The following is a 22,130-nucleotide window of genomic DNA, read 5'->3' as shown; positions in this document are numbered from 1 at the left end:
TCCAAGTATTACACGGTATCAGCTTGATTAAGATCCAGAATCAGGTTTTTTCCTTACCCTGTCAGGTATTAATTCCTCTCACCCTTCAAAAATGAGCGAACGTACAGTAACAACTTGAGCATGAGTCAGATAAAACAGAGATTGAGCTAAGAGTCGCATAACCTAGTGTTCGCTCAAAGTTCTTGAGTAAACTCTGACAGTTTTCCATTTAATCCCGATTTGAAGAATGATCGCTACAGATATGGGTTGGGGAGCTACCGCCGTGGACGGATTTCCCACGCCAGTTCGCAAACCCCCGCAAGCGGCTGGCTCGGCTTGAGGTGAGTGGCGTTTAAGGGGTACAACCGGGATACGTATCCCAGTTGTACCCCTTTAAGGGACGAAACTGAACGCTTCAACAGCTTGTATATATTGGGTTTTACTTCGTTCTAACATCAGTTGCTACAACGGGGGGAACCTCCGCAACGCAATGGCTCCTCAAGTCGGGAACCCCGAAGAAGTACAACTGTCCTCCGCAACGCAGTGGCTCCCCAACCTAAGCATCTGTTGCATTCTTGTTTAAATTGGTATTACCTCAGTACGAAAATATTCGTTATTTTGTACAAGATGACAGTCGATTTGGACTTAAAACCATTGAAGGACGTAAAATTACTCTTCCCGGAGTTAAGCCTATTAGGGACTTCCAGAAAATAAATTATCCCGTTTTCATAGTGGCAAATTATTTCTCCTCTACTTCCTCTGCCTCCTCTGCCTCCTCTGCATACACAGCGATGGAATATTTTTTTAGTTGGAAGTCCCTTAGTGATTGGCTCTTGTTTGTTTCAAGCGTTCTGGCTATACGGGGCAGTTGAACTACTCACAGAAAAAAGTTGATTTTGGCAGTTTTCTCATGTTGATACTGAATGCTACCAACAATTTTTGAACTTATGTCGCGGCTTGTTATCCCAAATCACTCAACGTTCTTCAAGTTGACAATAGCTTGTTTCATAACGCCAAACACTTACAAATCCCAAAAAATATTGTGTTGTTGTTTCAACCACCCCATTCGTCTGAACTCAACCCAATTGAAAATTTCTTAGTGCAAGTCTGAGGTCTGTGAAATTGTCCGACTTCATAAATACATTTAGTAGTCCTGCTCTTAAATAATTATTGTTTTGGAGAATAGTAGAGCTGCAAAACTTCTCCTAAAAAGTTTCACAATTTTTTTAGGCCACAAGTGGGGGCTATGTATACCCCAAAAATACTTGGAAATTTTTTTGCTCAATTTAACCCCTATTTAGGGTATATATAGGTGATGCTTAGGGTATTTTTGACTCATTAATACTTTATACCCCACTTGACCCCCATGACTAACATTCATGCCTTACAAAAAATTTTTCCCTCCGGCTTTGATAACGGTTACGGTAGCATCAAACTTTTAGTCGATGGCTTTGATGTTGTTCGCGTCCCCAGTTATATCTCTTCTGTTGAGATGGAAGATGTTCCCGGAAGAGTAGTTTTCAATGGTACTGCCTACACAGTAGGAGAATCTGCTTTTCGTACAGGTTATCATTTCGACCGCAATACAGATAACAACGAGAACAAAGTCAATAATGCACTAATTACATTATTGGGTGCATTGGCACATTTGCCACATCGTAAAGCTTGGCATTTAAAGTTAGTTGTTAGTTTACATGATGTCGCTTTGGCAGAAGACTTGAAACAAGTACTCAACGGTGAATATCAGCCCATACTTGCTGGTAAGCAATCTGAAGTAAAGGTAGAAGTCCTGAAGGTAGTACCAGAAGGAATGGGTGCATTGTTTGGTCAGCCACTTCCCCCAAAATTAACCGTTTTAGACTTTGGCAACGGTACAACTCTGTATTCTCGTTACAACCAGGGTAAGCGAGAAGTTCACACTCCCTTCCCCACAGGTGTAGAAGTGCTGATTGATGATATCTCACAAAAAATGAAACATCTCAATGGGGGCAAAATCGGCGATTCATCCAAAATTCGCTTCTGCTTGGAAATGGGACATACCAGATACAGTCGTGACATTGATATCAAAGATGTCTACAGCTCTTGTTTAAAAGACTGGTATGAGAAATATTTGAAGAAACCTGTGAATCTCACACTTGATGCCAAACACACTGGAGATGAAATTTGGGCGATTGGTGGAGGTTGCTTGTTGCCTGGATTTAAGAAGCTCTTAGAGAAGAACGGGTTCAAAATTCTGGACAATCCGGTAGAAGCTAATGCTTGTGGACTTCTAGAAATGGCTAAAGCGATTGTGAAAAAAAATTCGTGAACCTATATCAGATTGGCTCAATGCCTCGTTGAAAATTATAGATTGGTGAACTCAAGTACTCTGAAATCCAAACCCTAAAAGAAAGCTCATCACATTTGAGAAATAATCACAATGGCAGATAAACAAAATTTAACACCAGAAAAAATCCGGATTAAAGATAGCTATCGTGAGCGTATCTTTGCTGAGTCACAACAATTAGATAAAAGTTATCTGGAAACGCTTTACTTTATTATTGATTGCTATTTTGCGTTTAAAAAAGGTGCTTTCCCAATACAACAAGCAGTTTCACATACACCAGTTGTTAATCCGATTACCATAAACCAAAATCAACTTGAGGAGCAGGCTACAAATCCATCTGCACTCGAAGAACAAAAGGATTTAAACGGTGAAACGTTCACCCTTGATTTTGATTTGTAACTATAATCACCAGCAATACATACTCATTGCATGGCTACTTCATGGGCTAAAAGTCAACTCTTTTGCTTAATTCGCTTGTTAACAAACAGATGAGGCTTTTAGCAAAATTAAAGGAGAATGAAATCTTACTTGAATAGTAACCTTACCAGTGTTTCATCAGTTAGGTTTTTCTGCAACTGATCGGCGATCGCAATGCTCTATATTTTTTAAAATAACTTAATTCAGTACCCTTGAAACAACCAATTTTCAAGCTGTTTATCTAACTTACAAAGCTTTAAGTAACTGCACTGAGTCTGTAGCCTCACGGCTATTATTCACAAAAATGTCAGCAATTAGTCGTAAAACTTCGGCTTGTTCTTCAGGGGGTGCTTCAGCAATTAGCGATCGCAGGCTAACTCCTGGCCTTTGACCGAATAACTCAGATAAATACCATACCCTAGCTTCTACCGGAACAGCCAAAAGTAGCGCTATTAGTTTTGATGCTCCTAAATCCGCCTTCCCGCGACGAAAGCGGGATAACATCACCTCTGAAACTTTAGCCTGTGCAGCCGTTGTCTTCGCTTCCAAATTGAAGCGGTTCATCATCTCATCGAATAACTGCTGATAACGTTGAGTTTTCTCTGATACAAAACTTTGCATTGCTTTGTTAATTATACTTATATTTAACGGTTATACTATGTGTTGTCCGATAAAACAACCAGGATGATGTCTACCTTAATCTTACCAAACTCTTGCTAGAAGTGCTTTTCACTAGACATATCTTTAATCTTCTAACCACTAGCATAACCATCAAATTAATGCCTTGTCACGATTAAAAATAAAAATTCGTTGACTGAGCATGAATGACGGACATCTAAAAAATCAGCCTCGATACCGTTGGGAAAGAGGTGAAATTTTGTCTTGTTATTTTGTCTTATTGTCTTGTTATTTTGTCTTAGCAAAACTATGACACAGCCAAATTCAAAAAATCAAGGACGTTTTTACCCACTTCAGCATAAAGAGTGGCTGAAAGTCTACCGTGAACTCACACCAGCACAAAGGGACTAGCTATGTCAAACCAAACTCAACTTACGGTAGTCCCTGATTGCCCAATGCTCGGTATTGAATTAGATGGCTTCTACCAAACTCCTAACTCAATGGCAATTAAAGCTATTCGCGGCAAGTTAACTGCTGCTGACTGGTCACTATGGGCTTATCTACAAATGATTGAGCCTTTCGGCGATCGCATGGTAGAACTACCAAGAATTCCAGAAATTGCAGAAGCAATCGGTGTCAGTGAAAGACAGGTTAAACGTTCTCTGGCAAAACTTGAAGATTTAGAACTTTACCGATGGGAACCTGTAGTAATTCGTGGACAGAATTTAGCAGGTAAGCAAGCCAAAGAACTACGCCAAAAGAAAAAAGCAAATCAATCGGAAAGTAAAACTAAATTTTCTCACGAGAGAAAAATGACAGAATTGTCCGAAGTTGGACAGAATTGTCCAGAACAGGACAGTCCAGAATCAGATAGTAAAACTAAATTTTCTCGCGAGAGAAAAATGACAGAATTGTCCGGAGTTGGACAGAATTGTCCGGAGTTGGACAAAATTGTCCAAACTAAGACAGAATTGTCCGGAGTTGGACAGAATTGTCCAAATCGAGAGCTAGAACCCTTGTACAGTAATGGTTCTAGATCCCCTCAGATCTCTCAGACTTATACAGAATTTATTCAGACTCTCTCAGAAGATGAGCGAGCGAATTTTTTGAACTTTTGTGAAGAAAAAACCAAAAATCTCAGTCAGCCAGTCAACGACATTGAAGCTTGGTTGGCTCACCAGAATAAAGCTGGACAAAATCGCTGGGAAGTTTATTACAAGAAATTTCTGGCTTGGCAACAAGCACAATCCAAAAAACCTCAAAGTCGTCGCAGTAGCCAAATGATGAAAAAGTTTCAAGAAGAAATTGAGCAACAACGTCAGCAAGCTATGGAAACTTATAAGGAAAAACTATGATCGCTGCCAGTGTTCTTGAAATTAGAAAAGCCAGTTTAGGTTGGATAATGCCAAACCCAGAAGCAATCGGTAGAGTGAGCTTGAACCCCCTTAAAAAAGCTTTTTCCTATGAAAGGGAACAGGGAACGGGCAATGGGCAACAGGGAAAACAAAGCTACCCACAAGGGGGAGCCAGTCTCCGTAGCGATCGCGACTTGAGAGAACTGGCGTTGGGGTTTCAACCTACCTTGCGATACAAGGATTCCTTCACCCACAAGGGGCGAGGCTTTAAACCTTGCTTCAGGGCTAATTTCCCCTCTGTTACCTGTTCCCTGTTAAGAGTTCCCGCCCCGTTGGCGCAGTCTCTCGTAGAGAAGGGTCTCTGTGAATTGAAAATCTCAAGTTGCTTATGACTGAAGAACTAAGTTTTCAAGGGACAGCTGACCGCCTGCCACCCCAAAACATCGAGGCAGAAGAGGCCATTTTGGGCGGAATTATGCTAGACCCAGAAGCAATAAGCAGGATTTGCGATCGCTTAATTCCAGAAGCCTTTTACATCAGCGCCCATAAAGATATTTATCAAGCTGCGCTGCGGCTGTTGAGCCAATCTTTACCCACAGATTTACTCTCAGTCACCAGTTGGCTAGCTGACCACAATTTACTTGACCGGATTGGCGGGAAAAATAAATTAGCCACCCTTGTAGACCGCACAGTGTCAGCCGTTAACATCGACTCTCTAGCAGAACTGGTGATGGACAAGTATCTGCGACGGCAGTTGATTAAAGCGGGTAATGAAATTGTGCATCTGGGTTATGAAACAGAAAAAGAGTTACCAATTGTCCTAGATCAGGCAGAGCAAAAGGTTTTTCAACTATCTAATCAAACTATTACAAACAATACTGAACACAACAGCACGATTAATATTGCTGCTTACGAGGAATTAGATTCAGATAATCCTATCTATCCCACAGGACTTCATGAGCTTGATAATTTAATGCTGGGATTTGAAGATGGTACACTCACCATAGTTGGCGGTAGGCCATCAATGGGTAAAAGCCAAATTTCGCTTTTTCTCGCTCTCCAGATGATACTGCTCCACAATCTGCCTGTGGTCATTTTTTCTCTAGAAATGACCAAGAAACAGTTAGAGTACAGACTGTGGAGTTTAATTAGTGTTACCAATGCCTACAAGCATTTAGACTTGATCCCACTGAAGAGCGATCGTATCCGCAGACATCGTTCAGGTAATCAACCTTTAGAAGACTGGGAATTCACCAGTATTGCCAAAATTGTTGGTATTGCCTCAGAATTACCGCTTTATATGAATGACTCAAGAGGCATTACTGTTTCTGGAATTGCTTCCGAATGTCGTCAGATAAAAGCCAAAGAAGGAAAGCTGGGATTAGTTGTAGTCGATTACCTGCAAATGATGGCAGAAGACTCTGGAGGTAACCGCAGTTATGAACTAGGAGATGTCGCCAGGGGACTTTACAAAATGGCTGGTGATTTAAATGTTCCTGTCTTGGCACTTTCTCAAATTTCTAGGGGAGTAGAGAGTAGGCAGAATAAGCGTCCTATGATGAGTGACCTCAGCCAGTCGGGAATTTTAGAGATGGTTGCCGATAATATCATCTTGGCTTACCGGGATGAGTACTATAACTCAGACACAGAAGACCAAGGAATTCTAGAACTGATCGTGGCTAAATCTCGCCACGGTGATACAGGCACAGCAACAGTCTTTTTTGACAAGTCATATGGAATTATCCGGAATTTGGGGTGATGAAAGCTGTTTGCAGGCGATCGCTTGCTCTGTGTGATTTTACCCCCCGCGTGACCAAATTTTGAACCATAGCGTGACCAAAGGTTAACGGAATTTCAAGGTTAAGAGCCAATCCATCACCTCATGCTATGAATCAAATAATGTCCGTGTGTTTTAAATGTGAACCATAATGTCACCAAAAGTTTTATTTATGCATTTTGTAAAAAAACCAGATTGAGACACATTCTTGAGAGCTAAAATTTTCAACATTCGGTCAAAATATGGTTCAAAACGCCAACAATATGGTTCAAAAACAGCTTTAGCCACAAATTAAGTGATCAAGCGATCGCATCTGGGTTCAGTTTTAAAAGCTCTGTTCGCTGCATTACATACAAATGAACCACAAAAGCCCCATTCCTTGCTGTACTTAAGTTTTGAGGTTTTTAAACTCCATTTATAGCTTTGAACTATATGTTGTCCTATGGGTTTATGAAGTATATCGTGACCGTTTGGTCAAGACATGGTTCAAATCACACTCTGAGGCAAGCTGAATGCAGAAATACAAAGTACAGTAAAGCGTTATTGGTCGAATGCGCCAGAAGCGTAAACGCTCTTAGCGGCTTGTCGCAGACATCGCCTAGCTTAAAGAAGTACCGCAAAAGAGTAAGAAAATTTAATCTTTGAAGGCTGTGTTCCTTGTAACTTGTAAAGTCTGATATACAGCAAAAAGTTACAGTGTCAGAAACTCCTAATTCTTGGGTAGAGTATGAAGATGACTAAATCAGTTCTAGCAAAATCCTTGGTTTCAACTAACACAATTTTCCGCCCTCGCATATTAATTATTACTTCTTGTACTGGAGAAAAGCGTTTTAAACCAACAAACCAGCTTACCATAGAAGATTTTAAGGACACAGAAAGATTAAGAGAACGCTCAAAATTGCTTGCAGAATTCTCTTGTTCAGCCGGTCAGATGTATACAGGACTACAACATCTACGTGTAATGGAAGGGGTGGATATCCTGAGATCTTGCTTTGGAAAAGAAATAGTAGACGTAAAGATCATCTCAGCCGGTTATGGATTAATCCCTGAAGACAAAGTTATTGTCCCTTACTCCGTTACTTTCAACTCAATGAAAAGTGATGAAATTTCTTCGTGGGCGAATTTTATCGGACTACATAAAGATTTCCAGGAAGCAGTTATTGGGTATGATTTAGTATTTGTCTTATTAGGAGATAAATATCTACGCGCTTTAAACTTACCCGTTGAAACTCATCCCAAACAAACTTTTATTTTTTTAGCTTCTAATAAAAGTAGAAATTTTGTAATTTTAGAAGATACTAATTTTGAATTGTTAACGTTTTCTAATGCAGATGCATCACGATTTGGCTGTGCTTTAGTTGGACTAAAAGGACAATTACTTAAGTTAATTGCTAGTCAAATTAGAGGAGAACCTAACTTATTATCAGAGCTATATAACAACCCCAAAATCTTAGATAAAGTCCTAAATAATCAACCTCAACAGTTAGAACTTCCTTTAGGAATTACTTCGACTAGAGCAAAAAAAACAAATATTAATAAAAAATCTCAAAAATCGAGAAAAACAATAGTAAACTTAGATGAATTTTTGAAGTTACCAAGAGCAATTAATACGCATTTGATAATGAAATATTTCATTCCAGAATGGGATGATAAGGTAGATAATGGATATAACTTTTTACTAGATGAAGCTACTAAAAATCGGAGTGCATATAAAGATGATATATATGCTCATGAAATATATTCAGAGCCTAATTATGACGGAATTCTGGTCTCAAAAGTAGTTGTTGATAAGATAAAAAATAAAAGAGCAGATATAGAGAAATTAGGAGGTATCCGTAACTTTGTAAGATTCCCAGGTGAAATTATGGGAGATTGCGGAGCTTTTGGATATATTAAGCTTGAAGTACCTCCTTATAATACTGTAGAAATTTTAGATTATTATGAAAAATTAAAATTCGATTATGGAGTAAGTATTGACCATTTAATTGTAGGGCCATTTGCCGAGCCTGGAGTTAGAGAGAAGCGCTACGATCTGACTTTGCAAAATGCAGAGGAATTTATATCCAAACATCAAAAAATTGGATATACTTTTACTCCTATTGGTGTAGCTCAAGGTTGGAACCCAGAAACTTACGCTGATGCAGTAAAAAAACTAGTTGAGATGGGATATGACTATATCGCTATAGGAGGAGTTGCCAGAACACCAACTATAGAAATTTTAGAAATTTTGAAAGAAGTTTATCAACATTTAACACCGAACACCAGATTACATTTATTTGGCGTAGGGCGTATTGATGCTCTTCCTTATTTCCGCCATTTGGGAGTAACCAGTTTTGATTCAGCGAGTCCATTACGTAAAGCTTGGTTTGATGCAGTAGAAAACTATCATACTTTAAGTGGTAAAGCTTATGCTGCTGTGCGTATTCCTTTTGTAGATAAGCAGTCACCACGAATTAAGCATTTGCTATTAGAAGGTTATGAGCGTGAAACTCTTAGGCAGCTTGAGCAAGAAGCATTAAAAGCTATTCGGGAATACGATAAAGGCAATATATCACTAGATGAATCTCTTGAGAAATTACTAGCTTACGATGAGTTATTAGAATTACCTCGCGACGGTAAAGTAACCCCAACAGCGAAAGCTAGACGTTTAAGACAACACACTCAATTATATAGAGAACTATTAGAAGTAAAACCTTGGCAGGAATGTGAGTGTAAAATCTGCAAAGACTATGGAGTAGAAACAGCTATTTTTCGTGGTAATGATCGTAACCGCAGACGTGGTTTTCACAATACTTATGTATTTTATCAGCGGTTTCAAGAATTTTTGAGTACTGAAAATTATCTTGAAAATTCTAATGTTGATACGACTGGAGAATCAATCTAATATAGAGTGATGCTCAAATCAACTTTATGATTTTAAGATAAATACCAATATGAATTTTGAACATAAGTTCCTCCCAGTTTTTTCGGTTGACTGGTTAGGGTTACTCAATAGATTAAAGAATTTAGAAGGAAATTATGGTATTCTTGCACCTATTTCTTCTAATAAAAGTCTGTTGACAAATATTCGAGATCTGGGAAAACTATTTTTTATAGATAGTGGCGTTTTTGGGAATCAGGATTGCCCTTGGTATTATGAAATGCATTCTGAGTACCTTGATGAGCGTTGGGTGCGTACACGAAAATTGGCTTGTGAAGAGCATTTGCGAGGTAAAGTCAGAGAGTATCTAGAATCCTGCGATCAATTTTTACCTAATTTTGTTTTTACCCAAGATATTTTTGGAGAGCCATTACTATCACTGTATTTAGCAAGACTAACCTGGCAAGAGTATTGGAAAAAGCCAAGAAACTATACTTTGATTGGTGTTGTTCAAGTAGGGCATTCAATTTATAATTGGCAACAAAATTTAGTTCCTCAATTAAATTCTTTTCCTCCCCATTATTATTCACCCAAAAGTTTCTTAGCTTCTTTGATCAGTGCTTATCGGGAGATTGGTTATGATTACATTGCTTTGGGAGGATTATTAAAAGTTGATAAAACTAGAACTACAGGCTTAAAATTTGGTTTATCCACACAGGAATTAGATGAACTTCTTGCTTGGAGCCGACCGGAATTTGTTCTAGGGGGACTAGCTTTAACCCGTGCAGAAGTATTGAAAAAGCACAATGTTTGGGCAGATTCTACTGGTTGGTTGTGGTGGAATGAGAAATATGACACTAAATTTCGCGATCGCAATGCCTTCCAGGAAGTTTTAATTTAGCTGATAATTGCTTTTTTTACAGTATTTTTACTTATTTAGGTGTAAAAAATAAATTGCAGGTGTTGGTTTTTCTTTTCTAAGGGAAGCATAATAAATATATACCTATCTACCTCTGGGTGTCCTACTGGTAAATCTATTGTGATGCGAATTGCTTTCTTACATACCAAGCTGCAAAAATTAGCAAATTGGAAAATACAAGCTGACAAGTTAGTCTGGGACTTACCTTTTACCACAGTGGTAGGACACCTAGAGTTATGCTGTTGCCTCAGTCTAGATGATGCTAGGCTTGGCGTTAACGGTGTTTCTGTGTTAAAGAAGCTATTTTGGAAAAAGCGAATAGCAAGCGGATACAGTAACCTATATGCGTGCTATTGGAAGGTTAATGCTAACGTACTGAGCAGGCTTGGAGTATGATAACGCTTGGTTCGTTGGTACGTTCCCGAAATAATAGCTTGGGGATAGGGAAGGTAATTGATATATCTGATACTCAAGCAACAGTTGAGTATTTTTGCTCAGTAAATCGGCGCATAGAAAAAAGTTTACCCTTAAGTTCGCTATCTCAGTGTAAACTGGAGCGCCAAACTCGATGCTATATTTGCCTAGAAAGCCAAGAAGCATGGCGGATCGGCAGAATTTACGAATGGGATGAGGAACTTTATCAGTATCGCGTTGACTTACCTGATAAAAAGACGATCGCAGTAAGTGAGCAGGAAGTCTACGTGCGTTGTAGTTTACCTCAACCAGACCCCATCGAAACTTTGGCCATGAAAGGGCAAGAAACGCCCTATTTTCACGATAGACGCTTTGCTTTTGTGAAATGCTTAATTTTACAACGCGCTGTTAGTCGGGGAATGACGGGATTAATTTCCGCCAATATTAAGCTTTATCCACATCAAGTTGAAGTTGTCCGTCGTGTACTCGAAGACCCAATTCAACGCTATCTACTGGCGGATGAAGTTGGACTCGGAAAAACCATCGAAGCTGGCGCGATTCTTCGTCAATACCTATTGGATGAATCTTCTGGATATGCGGTAGTGCTAGTTCCGCAATATCTACTTCAACAATGGCAACAGGAATTAGAAAATAAGTTTTACATCTCCCACTTTCCCAAGCGGGTGGAAGTGCTTGCGGTTGAGGATATTTATAAAATCAACCCGAAAGCGAATATTGGCTTGGTAATTTTAGATGAAGCACAGCACATCGCAGCAATGGCGACCTCTAGCGATGCAGCAGTGCGCCAGCGTTTTGATACTTGTAAACATCTTGCCCATAAAAGCGATCGCCTGCTTCTATTATCGGCTACCCCGGTTCTCAACCACGAGCAAGATTTTCTCGCCATGCTGCATCTGCTCGATCCGACAACTTATCAACTTAATGACTTAGCAGGTTTTCGTGAAAGGGTAGTAAAACGCCAAGAGATTGGTCGAATTCTGCTGTCATTTAAAGAAGGTGCAAACCCCTTCGTCCTGAAAACTAATCTCAAAAATCTCCGTAACCTGTTTGCTCAAGATGAGTATTTACTGGAATTGGTAGAGAATTTAGAAAATAGTTTACAAGCAAAGACTGGCGATACAGTTGAAATTGTCAGGGCAATTCGTACCCATATTAGCGATACCTACAGACTTCATAGAAGGATGCTTCGCAATCGTCGTGCTTCCGTAGAAGATGTGATTTTTGACCGTAATATTACACCCAGAGCCGAATACGATTTAGATGAGCGATCGCCTGACATCCACGAACTAATTGAGGAGTGGCGTGAAGTAGCTCCTGATGACAAACAATATCACCAAATTTTTCTTTTGTTATTTCGTGCTTCTGGTACTTGGCTGGGTATTTTAAAACAGGTAATTCAAGCACGTTTAAACGGTGTGTCCACTGCGGAAGTCATTCAAGAGTTTGGCAATGATAGCGTTCGTACTCTGACTGAAACTCCTAAATTTGCTGGGGAAGCAGAGGTATTGCAAAGTTTGCTGCGAATTTTAGAACAACCGTCAGAGGATGGCGATCGCCTAGAATTACTCAAGACAGTAATTCTCTATCAACTTTGCGAACCTTTAAAACTACAATCCTTGAAATTCAATCTCCCGAAATTGCTTGCAGAGGTTCAACAACGGATCAAAAGACCGATACCCGGAGACAGTCTACCAAAAATTGTTGTATTTACCAGCTTTGTGCAAACTTGCGCCGAAATTGTCCGTTACTTGAGCGATCGTTTTGGTGAGGAGACTGTTGTCAGTCATCAAGCTGGACAAACTCGCTCTCAAGTAGAGAAGAACTTAAATAGGTTTAAAACAGACCCCAAATGCTTTATTTTAGTTTGCGACTCCTCCGGCGAAGAAGGTCGTAACTTACAATTTACCAACTACATGATATGTTTTGACCTGCCTTGGTCGCCAAATCGTCTAGAGCAAAGAATTGGTAGGATAGACCGGATTGGTCGTCCATTAAAAGTTGAATTAACAGTATTTGCTGGCGTAGATTTACCGGATAGTCTCCATGATGCATGGTATCGCTTATTAAAAGAAGGCTTTAATATCTTTGAGCAATCTATTGCCAGTCTCCAGTTTTATGTAGATGAAAAATTACCAGTATTAGCAGAAATATTGTTTAAATCTGGTGCAGATGGAATTTTAGAAAGTATCAATGTAATTCAGCAAGAAATTGAGCAGGAACAAGTCAAAATCGGCGAACAAAATGCCCTAGATGAAATAGATGCTTTGGATGACAACGCTACCCAATATTTTCAAGCTTTAGACGATTATGATGCCCGTCATCAAGAAATCCAGGAAATAACTGAAAATTGGATTTGTCAAGCGTTGAACTTTAAACCGATCGCTAACCCTAATTTATTGACAATAAAGCGTTATCAACCTACTGGAAATACATTAATTCCAGCCAATGATTTGAGCAGCAATTTTGCTGGGGTTTTAGAAAAATTTGGGACTTTTAACCGTAGGGTAGCAAATCAACAGCCTGATGTGAAACTCTACCGTATTGGTGAAAAATTTATCGAAGCACTATCATCTTATATCTATTGGGACGACCGAGGTAAAGCTTTTGCGATGTGGCGAGTTGAAGAAACTTGGGACGCGGGCGAAGGCGAAGAGTGGTATGGTTTCCGATTTAATTACGTTATTGAAACAAATTTAACGAATTACAAAGAAACTAATACAAAATCTAAAATTTTGCAAAGACGTGTTGATGGGTTATTTCCGCCAATTGTAGAAAGTGTATTTATTGATGCCAGATATGAACCAATGTGTGCTGTTGAAGATGAGACTCTATTAAATATCCTGAAACGGCCTTATAAAGGCAAAGGGAGTAAATGCCGAGATTACAACTTAGCTAAAAGTCGTTTATCTATTCTTGATAACTTTATAGATGCGAGCAATTGGCCAGAATTTTGCTATCAGGCGCGTAGTAAGTCTTTAGAATTACTCAGCCAACGTCCCGATTTTATTGCATTATGTGAAGATAGCGCCACCCGTGCTGAACAAAAATTAGGTAAAAGACTAGACCAATTGCGTCTGCGTCTCAACCGACTTACTAATCAAGAGCGAATTTCTCATACGGTATTGGAGCAAGAACTCAATAACGAAACGGCATTAAGCCAAGTAATTATCGAAGGAATTCGTCATCCTAGTATTCGTCTTGATTCTGTTGGCTTTATTATCGTTTCTGGGCGAACTCCAGTGCAATCCCAGGAGGATGATTTATGAATGATTCATTCTCACAACTTCGGGAAATTCTCAAAACAGGTAAAATTCCTGAGGATATTAGTAATGTTACAGAACCTTGTCATCGGCGCTTGTTGGATGCACTGCGAAACTCGCCTGGGTCTGGGGATATTGTTAGCCTAGTGCGTCATGTGTTGCGACGCGAGGATGCAAAACAGGGTGGAAGTTCTCCAACTTATCTCCAAATACCTCGAAAACCGCCTTTTCTCGATAGCACTATTTGGGAGCAGGCTAGCATAACCGTATATGGTGAAGAAGAAGAATACTATCTCATCATGGCCAGTCCTTGGCAACCGGAATGGCTTGACCTGGCTGACCAATATCCGCCAGATGCACCTTTATTTAAAGAAGAAAATCGACGAAACTACAAACCAGTTTCCGGTGACCCATTTTTGCAATTAATGAAGTATGAAAAATACAGCAGTATCGGACAGCGTGAAGCAATTCGAGCAGTTTTGACTGCTCCTGATAATTCAACTTTAATTATTAACTTACCTACAGGTGCGGGAAAAAGCCTTTGCGCTCAACTACCTGCATTGCTGAACTCCAGAAACAATAATGGTGTCAGCGTAGTAGTTGTCCCGACTACTGCGTTGGCTATTGACCAAGAACGGGCATTAAAATCTTTTGTACACCATGCCACAGCGTATTATAGCGATGATACTGTAGAGGGGAAAGAGAGAAGAGAAGGGATACGCGATCGCATTCGCGCTGGAACTCAAAGAATAATTTTTACCTCTCCTGAAAGTTTAATGGATTCACTTGCACCTGCTCTGTACGAAGCAGCCAAACTGGGAATTTTACGGTATTTCATTATCGATGAAGCACACATGGTAGAGCAATGGGGTGATGATTTTCGTCCAGCTTTTCAAGAAATTCCTGGCTTGCGAAAAGATTTATTACGTCTTAGCTCTTTTAATACTTTATTACTAACAGCAACATTAACTGAATCTTGTTTAGACACCCTGGAAACATTATTTTGTCAAGATTTACAAGTTATATCTGCTGTACAATTGCGACCAGAACCTGCTTATTGGTTTAATAAATGTCCCAGTGAAGAAGTTAGAAAACAAAGGCTAGTTGAAGCAGTTTCTCATCTTCCTCGCCCGTTAATTATTTACGGGACTAAAGTTAAAGATGTCGAGGATTGGAAACGAGAATTAACCCGCGCCGGATTTAAAAGATGTGATCTGATGACAGGTAAATCTAATACTCAGGAACGGGAGCAATTAATTGAAAAATGGCGGGAAGGAAAGATTGATATAGTTGTTGCTACTTCTGCTTTTGGATTAGGTATAGACCAAGCAGATGTGCGAGCGGTAATTCATGTTTGTATTCCCGAAACTATTGACCGTTTCTATCAAGAAGTTGGACGAGGAGGACGAGACGGGAAAGCTTCATTATCACTCACATTATATACAAAGGAAGACTTCAGAATTGCTGAAGGGCTAAATGATAAATCAGCAATAACTATTGAATTGGGTTTGCAACGTTGGCAAACTATGTTTTATAAAAAAGAAACTATAGGAGATGGACGCTTTCGCGTACCAATAGAAACGCCTCGTTCATTTCAAGACAAAACTATTGATAAAATAAATTACCAAAATAGGGCTTGGAATATACGTACTTTAACGCTCATGAACCAAGCAAATCTAATTGAAATCGACTCAGAAGAACCTCCCCAGAAGAAAAACTTTGAATCAGAAACTGAAGCGGCTTATCAAGCAGCTTGGGATTTATACCGAAATTCTCGCATTATTCGTATTTGTAATGAGTTTCATTTAGAAAAATTCACTTGGGAATCTGAAGTTGAACTAGTGCGCCAAGAACGTCAAAGCTGGAGTTATAAAAATCTGCAACTGATGAAAGAGGCTTTAAAGCCTCAACGTTGTATTTCAGAAATCTTTGCAGAGGCTTATAGTATTCCCTCACGTCACACTCCAGAAACTAGAAATCCGGTGAGAGCCTATCGTGCTTGTGGAGGTTGTCCTGTTTGTAGAAAAAATGGAGTGAACCCGTTTTCAGGAATTATGCCTGAACCAATCCCCGTTTGGCAAAAACCAAAATTTTTTGTGGGTGAAGAACTGCAACGCTTGTTGTTAGATGAGAATTTAATGCTTATTTTTTATGAATCTTTAGAAGATAAAAGTAGGAAACGCCGTATAAATAAAGTGTTGAAATGGTTTGTAGAACAAGGCATGAGAAATATTATTATTCCTAGCGTATTACAGGAAGCATTGATGAAGGAAGTAAATAGAATACCAAACGCTTTCATATTTTTATGGGAAACTTATCAACCCATAAAAATGCCACATATTCCAACATTTATTTTTCATAATGAAACAGAAAAATTACCTTATAATTATTTGTCAAAAAATACTATGTCTCAGACTCCGCGCGTTATCTTGCTACCTAGAGATATACCAGACCCCAGTCGATCTGACCGACGACTGATTGATATTTTTTCAGGACGGCAGTTTAAATTTGACTCTTTTTGTGCGGAGATTGGTATATGAGCGTACTCAAAGAACCTCTTGCTACACCCAGTAGAGTTAGAGGCATTTTTAGATACTTATTACAAAAAAAAGGACAAAAGGAAAAAAGAGAAGTTTTAGAAAAAATTCTTTCTCCCGATGAACTTGTTAAAGACGCACCTCCTGGTCGTCCTATGTTCCGTAAAACAATAAATCAAATAAAAAATAGAATCGTCAATGGAGTTCACAATATAGGCCTTTTAATTGAAGAGGAAGATGAAATATCTATAAATCCAAGTCTTCCAGAAGATTCTAGAAATCCTCAAATTGCTGAACAATTATTACCTAATACGCTAGCTACCTTATTTTTTGCCTCTGGTAATACAGATGAGGAAGACTTTGGTCTGGTTTGTGCTTGGTACTTAGCACAAAATATTTATGATGCTCCTGGAAATTGGGAAATGATTCAAAATCAGGTCAGTAAACAACAAGTTGGTGAGTTACTAAGAATGACGAATAGCACTCTTTACGGCCAAATGGATGACTGGATGTGCTACATGGGTTTAGCTTGGGGTCATGCTTTGGGAGGAAAAAGAGTAACTGTTCCTGATCCTACGCTTTATATAAAACGAAATTTGAAGAATTTATTCAATAATCAGGTTGGTGCAAAAATTATCATTCAAGAATTTATTGATAGATTAGCAAATAAATGCCCTTTATTTGAAACAGGTAAATTTCGAGAAAAAATAGACGCAAATATTGGTGGTCGTCAACTTAATTATTTATCTACTAGCACTGCTTTTGCTTTGTTTCGCTTACGAGACGAAGGTTATATCCAGCTTAAAAGAGAATCTGATGCTGACTTAATGATTCTACCAAAAGCGAATAACCAAGTCGATGATGATGGGCGAATTTCTCATATTACCTGGCAAGGAGAAAACTCATGACTTTTCAAAAGTTTGTTTGCTGGAATTTGGAAAGAGTTCGCCGGGTTATGGATGTGGAAGCAACCCAACCTGCAAATCATCTGTTTTTGGCGACTCACCATCCCATTACTATGTATCGTCAGGAACTTATAGAGGCATCATCGCGGGTTGAATATGATGAGCAGAAATTTCTTAAAGATTTTCTCGCTGAAAGAGATTTCGTCTTTGTGCCAGTTTTGGGTAGTTCTGGTACAGGAAAATCACACTTAATTCGTTGGTTAGCAGCAAATATTAAATCAACTGAGAAACGTAAGGTTTTATTAATTCCTAAAATTGGTACTAATTTAAAAGATATTATCACTCTCATCCTCGAAGGAATGGAAGGAGAAAAATTTGAGGAATATCGTCAACGTGTAAATAGAGCAACTAATACCTTAACCGAAACTCAGGCGCGGGTACAACTTCTCAATCAACTAGCAGCAGCAGTAGGTGATGATGGGAAACGTGATAGAACTCAACTAACAGATGAGCAGAATTACCTCATTGATGAGCTTGATTCCCTACTATATGACCCATTTTTTCGGGAAAATTATTGGCTTAGAGATAATGGCATTATTCATCGCTTAGTCATCCATATTCTGGGATATCAAAATACGGTAGAGATTGTCGAAGAAAGGCGAGAATTTTCTATTGATGACTTGCCGAATAACCTTTTAGATTTGCAAAAAGCTGGAGAAAGGTCTCGAAGTTTTTATACTGAGCTTTGGAGTAGCGATGAAATCAAGAGAATAACCGTAGACTGGTTGAACCAGCACCTAAATGAAGCTATCACCCAAGTGTTGAATTTGGGTCGGGAAGATCTGCGAAGATTAATGTGCGAAGTTCGGGAGGCATTGGCAGAACAAAATGTTGAATTAGTTCTGTTAATTGAAGACTTTGCAAAGTTACAAGGTATTGACCTAGAAGTACTAGAAGCAGTTTTGGCACGACCTCAGCAATTAGGAAGTAAACCAATGTGTGCCATCCGCACAGCATTGGCTTGTACTACAGGTTATTTTGAGAGTCTAATTGATACAGTCAAACAGCGTCTTACTTTCAGTGTCAATCTTGATGTTGGCAAAGTTGGAGAGCAAGATGATCAATCTTTAATTACCCAAAATGATATTCAAGAGTTTGTTGCTAGATATCTTAATGCAGTTCGCTTAGAAGATAAAGTTATTCTTGATTGGGCAAATTCTAAAAATTCTGAAGATAATTTTCAAAATCAACCTCTTGTAAGTGCCTGTAGCGAATGCGAACATAGCGAAGCTTGTCACACTGGTTTTGGGTGTGTAAATGGAATAGGTTTATATCCTTTTACTCCTAAAGCTTTAGAGCAAATGCAGCGCAAAGTTAACACAGGTAGTTTCAACCCGCGAATTTTAATTAAAGATGTGTTGAAGTACACTCTTGAAAATGGATTAGATAATATTAAAAAAGGGCTTTTCCCCTCTATAAGTCTGCGAGAACATTTCGGGAAAATGCGACTTAGTGCCATCTTACAGGATGATATAAAAGCTAAAGACCCCCAAAACTTTGACCGTCGTAAAATATTAATAGATTTATGGACTGACAGCAATGAGCTTTGTGATTTACCGTTACAAGTTCACACAGCTTTAAATCTACCTCCGCTTGGAGTCCAAATTAAGCAGACAGAAATTAAGCGTTCCATACCACAATCTCAAATTAATCATGTAATACCACAAGTCAGAGAATCTGTAAAAAGCTATCAAACGATACCTGAAGAAATAGAAGATATTCAGAAAGAAATTCTGCCAAATAAACTAGCAGAACAAATAAAGCTTTTAGATAATTGGAATAATAAAGAAATTTTACATCAAGATTTAGGAAAACCACTACGCGAATTTATTTATCCTTCGATTATTGAAAGAATTAATTGGGATTCAGAAATTTTACTGCAAGGAAGTTTTGCCAGATCGTCCAAGTCGCGGGAGGATGTTGATACAACTAATAAAATTTTTAAACAAAGAAATATAGTCTTTTATAGTCCAAGGGTTACAAGAGAAACAATTGCTGGGGTAAAGTTATCGCTTCCACTGAACCCTGATGATGTGGATGAGTTTCGTGCAACTGCGATCGCCTTTCAAGGTATCCTGTTATATAGTCACCACAAAAACTGGAAGTTTAAAGACGGCGATCGCTATTTCCGCACCTATACTCGACAATTAGAAAAATGGAGTCAGTACGTCTTAGAACAAATTAGCCTCTACCCTCGTGAGTCAGGAGAACCTTGGAACCCAGTACCAGCAGCAGTGGAATTATTGGCGATCACCTCCACAATGGCGGGACATTCTACAAATTCCTTGGAAGATGTAATTAATTCTTTGTTTTTAGACATAGAAAATACTAAAGATGAAATTCGTGCTTCCAGTTGGAAACAGTTATTTAAATCCCTCAAAAAATATCGTAAAGAATTATTAGAAATTGTTCAGAGTCGAATTGCTTGTACCAAAGGAAGCTCAACACAATTTCAAATTATTGATGCAATCCAAATTATCGAACCTTTAGAGAAGGTGAGAAAAACTTGGCAACCTCGATGTGAAATTCCCGAAGATATACAGGATCACAAATTTTACGAAGATATCTACAAAGCACGTCAGCAAGTAGATGAGTTACTCAATCAAGCCATTCAAGAAGAGTACGAACGGCAGTTAAATATTTATCAGCGTCTCATATCAGAATTGGGAGAAGACATTAAGAAAAAGGATGTGATTGACACCCTCAAAGCGGCAATGGAAGCAGCACAAGATGCAGGCGTATTTCGTGCTAAGAAGGGATTTGAAGGGATGACTACTGTGTTAGATAAATTCAGGCGTACAGCAATTAACCCTTATAGAGACACAATGAAACGTGTACAAACTGAAAAAGAAAACCCAGAAACTAACGTTGGTAAATTACTTCAAGAATTAAGCAAAGATTATCAAGAAATAATTACTGATTCTTCAGAATTCCTCGATAATACTAATAATTTTCTGGATGCTTCGATTCTTGAAGCCAAAAGTCGGATTGCAGAATTAGAAAAATCTGAAGGTGCAACTGTAGAGTCTAGTTACCAAGAAATTTGTGAGGGGTTGGCTAATTTACGTAATCTTATGAATGAAATTAAAGGAGATACAAAATGCTCTTAGACAAAGCCCAGGAACTTATTGAAGTATCTCAACGTAAAAAATCTTTACAAAATTTTGCAGCTAATCTTCAAATTATTCAAACTAGAAGAACTCAGATTAATGTTGCAATTGCAACGATTCAACCACTAGTGGAAGCATTAACAGCTTTTCGGCAAAGAGGTATTAACAATATCGATTTGAGTCAAAAAGCAGAGTTTATATTAAATTTTATTAACAATATTGAAGATAATTTACAAAAAGACTCGGAGTTTATTCTTGATAATAAAAAGTTTCAAGGCAATATTTTAAAATCCCAAGTTGATAATCTAAAAAATGCGCTAGAACAACAACTGAGCGAAGCATGGGAAAGCTATCGCGATCAACAAATGCCTAACACTAAAAATGAGATACTGACTTTATTAGCTAAGGTAGAAGCTTTTAAACAAACTGTTCTGCAAATTCAGATTATAGATAGAGAAATAAAAAGCATTACTTATCCGAAAAATAATGCTGATTTTGTAGTATATGAACGTAAAATTGAACAATTAAAGTATCATTGGAATAGCCTTAGTTCTGATGAAGTTCCCGAAGCTGTATTGCATTTCCTGCGAGCAGCAGCCAATCAAGGCGCACCTTTAAATCTTTGGACTTCAGAAGTTAAAGATTGGATTGATCAACATGGTATTGCTGATTCTCTAAAAATTCGCTTGTTTTAAAATCAAGTAAGGGCAGAGCAAGGGTGACTACTAATTGGGATAAAATAATCAGAGAATTTCTAGATAATTTGGAACGCCAGGAAGTCCAACTCCTAACGTGGGGAATTGTTGATGGAGGATTTTCTGAAGATGAAATTGAAGAACTTGCGGAAGATTTTCTCAATACCTGCGAAATTGATGAGGATGTTTGGGATTTTTTAGACCAAATCCTTGAACGGAAATTGTTGTTTGAATTGAATCTTAGAGGCGATCGCCTTTTCCGCACCCGGATGGCGGAAGCAGTGAGATTATTTGCCCGTCTTCGCCAACTGTTCCCAAATAATAATTGGCAAACATCTCCTACCTTAGTTGCTGATTATCGCTTACAAATCCGTCCGAGGATTTATCCTAACAGGTATATTACGCCAGAAGCAGTAATTCAGCAGTTGGAAGCAGACAAACTGCTAACTCCCATACAGCAAAAAGCCGTTACAGCGATACTGCTTTCTCACGATCGCGGTGAGGTTCAACTTGCAGACTTCCAGCTACGCGCTACAAGGCGGATGTTGCAGGATTTAAACAGCACAAAAAGTCGCGGGATGATTGTCTGTGCTGGGACAGGAACCGGAAAGACTTTATCTTTTTACCTACCAGCATTGGCGCATATTGCAGCTTTGTTGAAAAAGGATGAGCATTGGAGTAAAGGACTAGCAATTTATCCCCGTAACGAACTCCTCAAAGACCAATTTTCTGAAACCTATCAAGAAGCACGTCGTCTCGATGCTGTCCTCAAGGCAGTCCCAATGAAAAAATTTCACCGCCAAGCATGAAAATGTGGTAGCTTCCACTTAAGGCTGAGACAAACGAGGTTGTCCTTCAGTAGAGCATATTTAGCCTG

General features: G+C 38.8%; 13 protein-coding genes and 1 pseudogene. 13 read left to right on the top strand and 1 reads right to left on the bottom strand.

From position 1 onward, the window contains the following. Positions 1–952 precede the first annotated feature (952 nt). From H6G08_RS38770 to H6G08_RS35285, 3 genes and pseudogenes are all read left to right on the top strand, one after another. Positions 953–1,090 (top strand): annotated as a pseudogene (locus H6G08_RS38770) (IS630 family transposase); the annotation flags it as partial. A gap of 255 nt (positions 1,091–1,345) precedes the next feature. Continuing rightward, positions 1,346–2,287, top strand: coding sequence for a ParM/StbA family protein (locus tag H6G08_RS35290; protein ID WP_190551729.1), 942 nt, complete (start codon positions 1,346–1,348; stop codon positions 2,285–2,287). 111 nt (positions 2,288–2,398) lie between these two features. Next, positions 2,399–2,704: a hypothetical protein gene (locus H6G08_RS35285; RefSeq protein WP_190551727.1), complete on the top strand. Its 306-nt coding sequence runs from the start codon at positions 2,399–2,401 to the stop codon at positions 2,702–2,704. Positions 2,705–2,968: 264 nt separating this feature from the next. Here H6G08_RS35285 and H6G08_RS35280 read toward each other — a convergent pair whose 3' ends face one another. Next, the gene (locus H6G08_RS35280; protein WP_190551725.1) at positions 2,969–3,343 is read right to left on the bottom strand and encodes an XRE family transcriptional regulator; all 375 of its coding nucleotides are present in this window, start codon (positions 3,341–3,343) and stop codon (positions 2,969–2,971) included. A gap of 410 nt (positions 3,344–3,753) precedes the next feature. Between H6G08_RS35280 and H6G08_RS37945 the strand changes: the two genes are divergently transcribed. The 10 genes from H6G08_RS37945 (at position 3,754) to H6G08_RS38430 (ending at position 22,062) form a co-directional block, all read left to right on the top strand. Then, positions 3,754–4,695, top strand: a complete 942-nt coding sequence (locus H6G08_RS37945; protein WP_242046418.1) for an Lrp/AsnC family transcriptional regulator — start codon at positions 3,754–3,756, stop codon at positions 4,693–4,695. A 388-nt stretch (positions 4,696–5,083) separates the two neighbouring features. Then, on the top strand, positions 5,084–6,454 hold the full coding sequence (dnaB, locus tag H6G08_RS35270) for a replicative DNA helicase (RefSeq protein ID WP_190551723.1): 1,371 nt from the start codon (positions 5,084–5,086) through the stop codon (positions 6,452–6,454). Between the two features lie 751 nt (positions 6,455–7,205). Continuing rightward, positions 7,206–9,356, top strand: a complete 2,151-nt coding sequence (dpdA, locus tag H6G08_RS35265) for a tRNA-guanine transglycosylase DpdA (RefSeq protein ID WP_199322864.1) — start codon at positions 7,206–7,208, stop codon at positions 9,354–9,356. 49 nt (positions 9,357–9,405) lie between these two features. Then, on the top strand, positions 9,406–10,233 hold the full coding sequence (locus H6G08_RS35260; RefSeq protein WP_190551721.1) for a hypothetical protein: 828 nt from the start codon (positions 9,406–9,408) through the stop codon (positions 10,231–10,233). A gap of 410 nt (positions 10,234–10,643) precedes the next feature. Then, a complete protein-coding gene (dpdE, locus tag H6G08_RS35255) occupies positions 10,644–13,952 on the top strand; it encodes a protein DpdE (protein WP_190551719.1) in 3,309 nt (1,102 codons plus the stop codon). Then, positions 13,949–16,486: a protein DpdF gene (dpdF, locus tag H6G08_RS35250; protein ID WP_190551717.1), complete on the top strand. Its 2,538-nt coding sequence runs from the start codon at positions 13,949–13,951 to the stop codon at positions 16,484–16,486. Before dpdE ends, dpdF begins: the two co-directional genes overlap by 4 nt. Then, positions 16,483–17,391: a protein DpdG gene (dpdG, locus tag H6G08_RS35245; RefSeq protein WP_190551715.1), complete on the top strand. Its 909-nt coding sequence runs from the start codon at positions 16,483–16,485 to the stop codon at positions 17,389–17,391. The genes dpdF and dpdG overlap by 4 nt, the downstream gene beginning before the upstream one ends. After that, positions 17,388–20,558, top strand: coding sequence for a protein DpdH (dpdH, locus tag H6G08_RS35240; RefSeq protein ID WP_190551713.1), 3,171 nt, complete (start codon positions 17,388–17,390; stop codon positions 20,556–20,558). The genes dpdG and dpdH overlap by 4 nt, the downstream gene beginning before the upstream one ends. Then, entirely contained in the window at positions 20,549–21,253 is a 705-nt protein-coding gene (locus tag H6G08_RS35235; protein ID WP_190551711.1) for a hypothetical protein, read from the top strand. Before dpdH ends, H6G08_RS35235 begins: the two co-directional genes overlap by 10 nt. Positions 21,254–21,276: 23 nt before the next feature. Continuing rightward, positions 21,277–22,062, top strand: coding sequence for a DEAD/DEAH box helicase (locus H6G08_RS38430; protein ID WP_190551709.1), 786 nt, complete (start codon positions 21,277–21,279; stop codon positions 22,060–22,062). Positions 22,063–22,130 lie beyond the last annotated feature (68 nt).

This window comes from Calothrix anomala FACHB-343 (assembly GCF_014696435.1).
Classification (GTDB): domain Bacteria; phylum Cyanobacteriota; class Cyanobacteriia; order Cyanobacteriales; family Nostocaceae; genus Aulosira; species Aulosira anomala_A.
The sequence above is the reverse complement of the archived record's forward strand: the minus strand, read 5'-3'. Positions and strand labels throughout refer to the sequence as shown.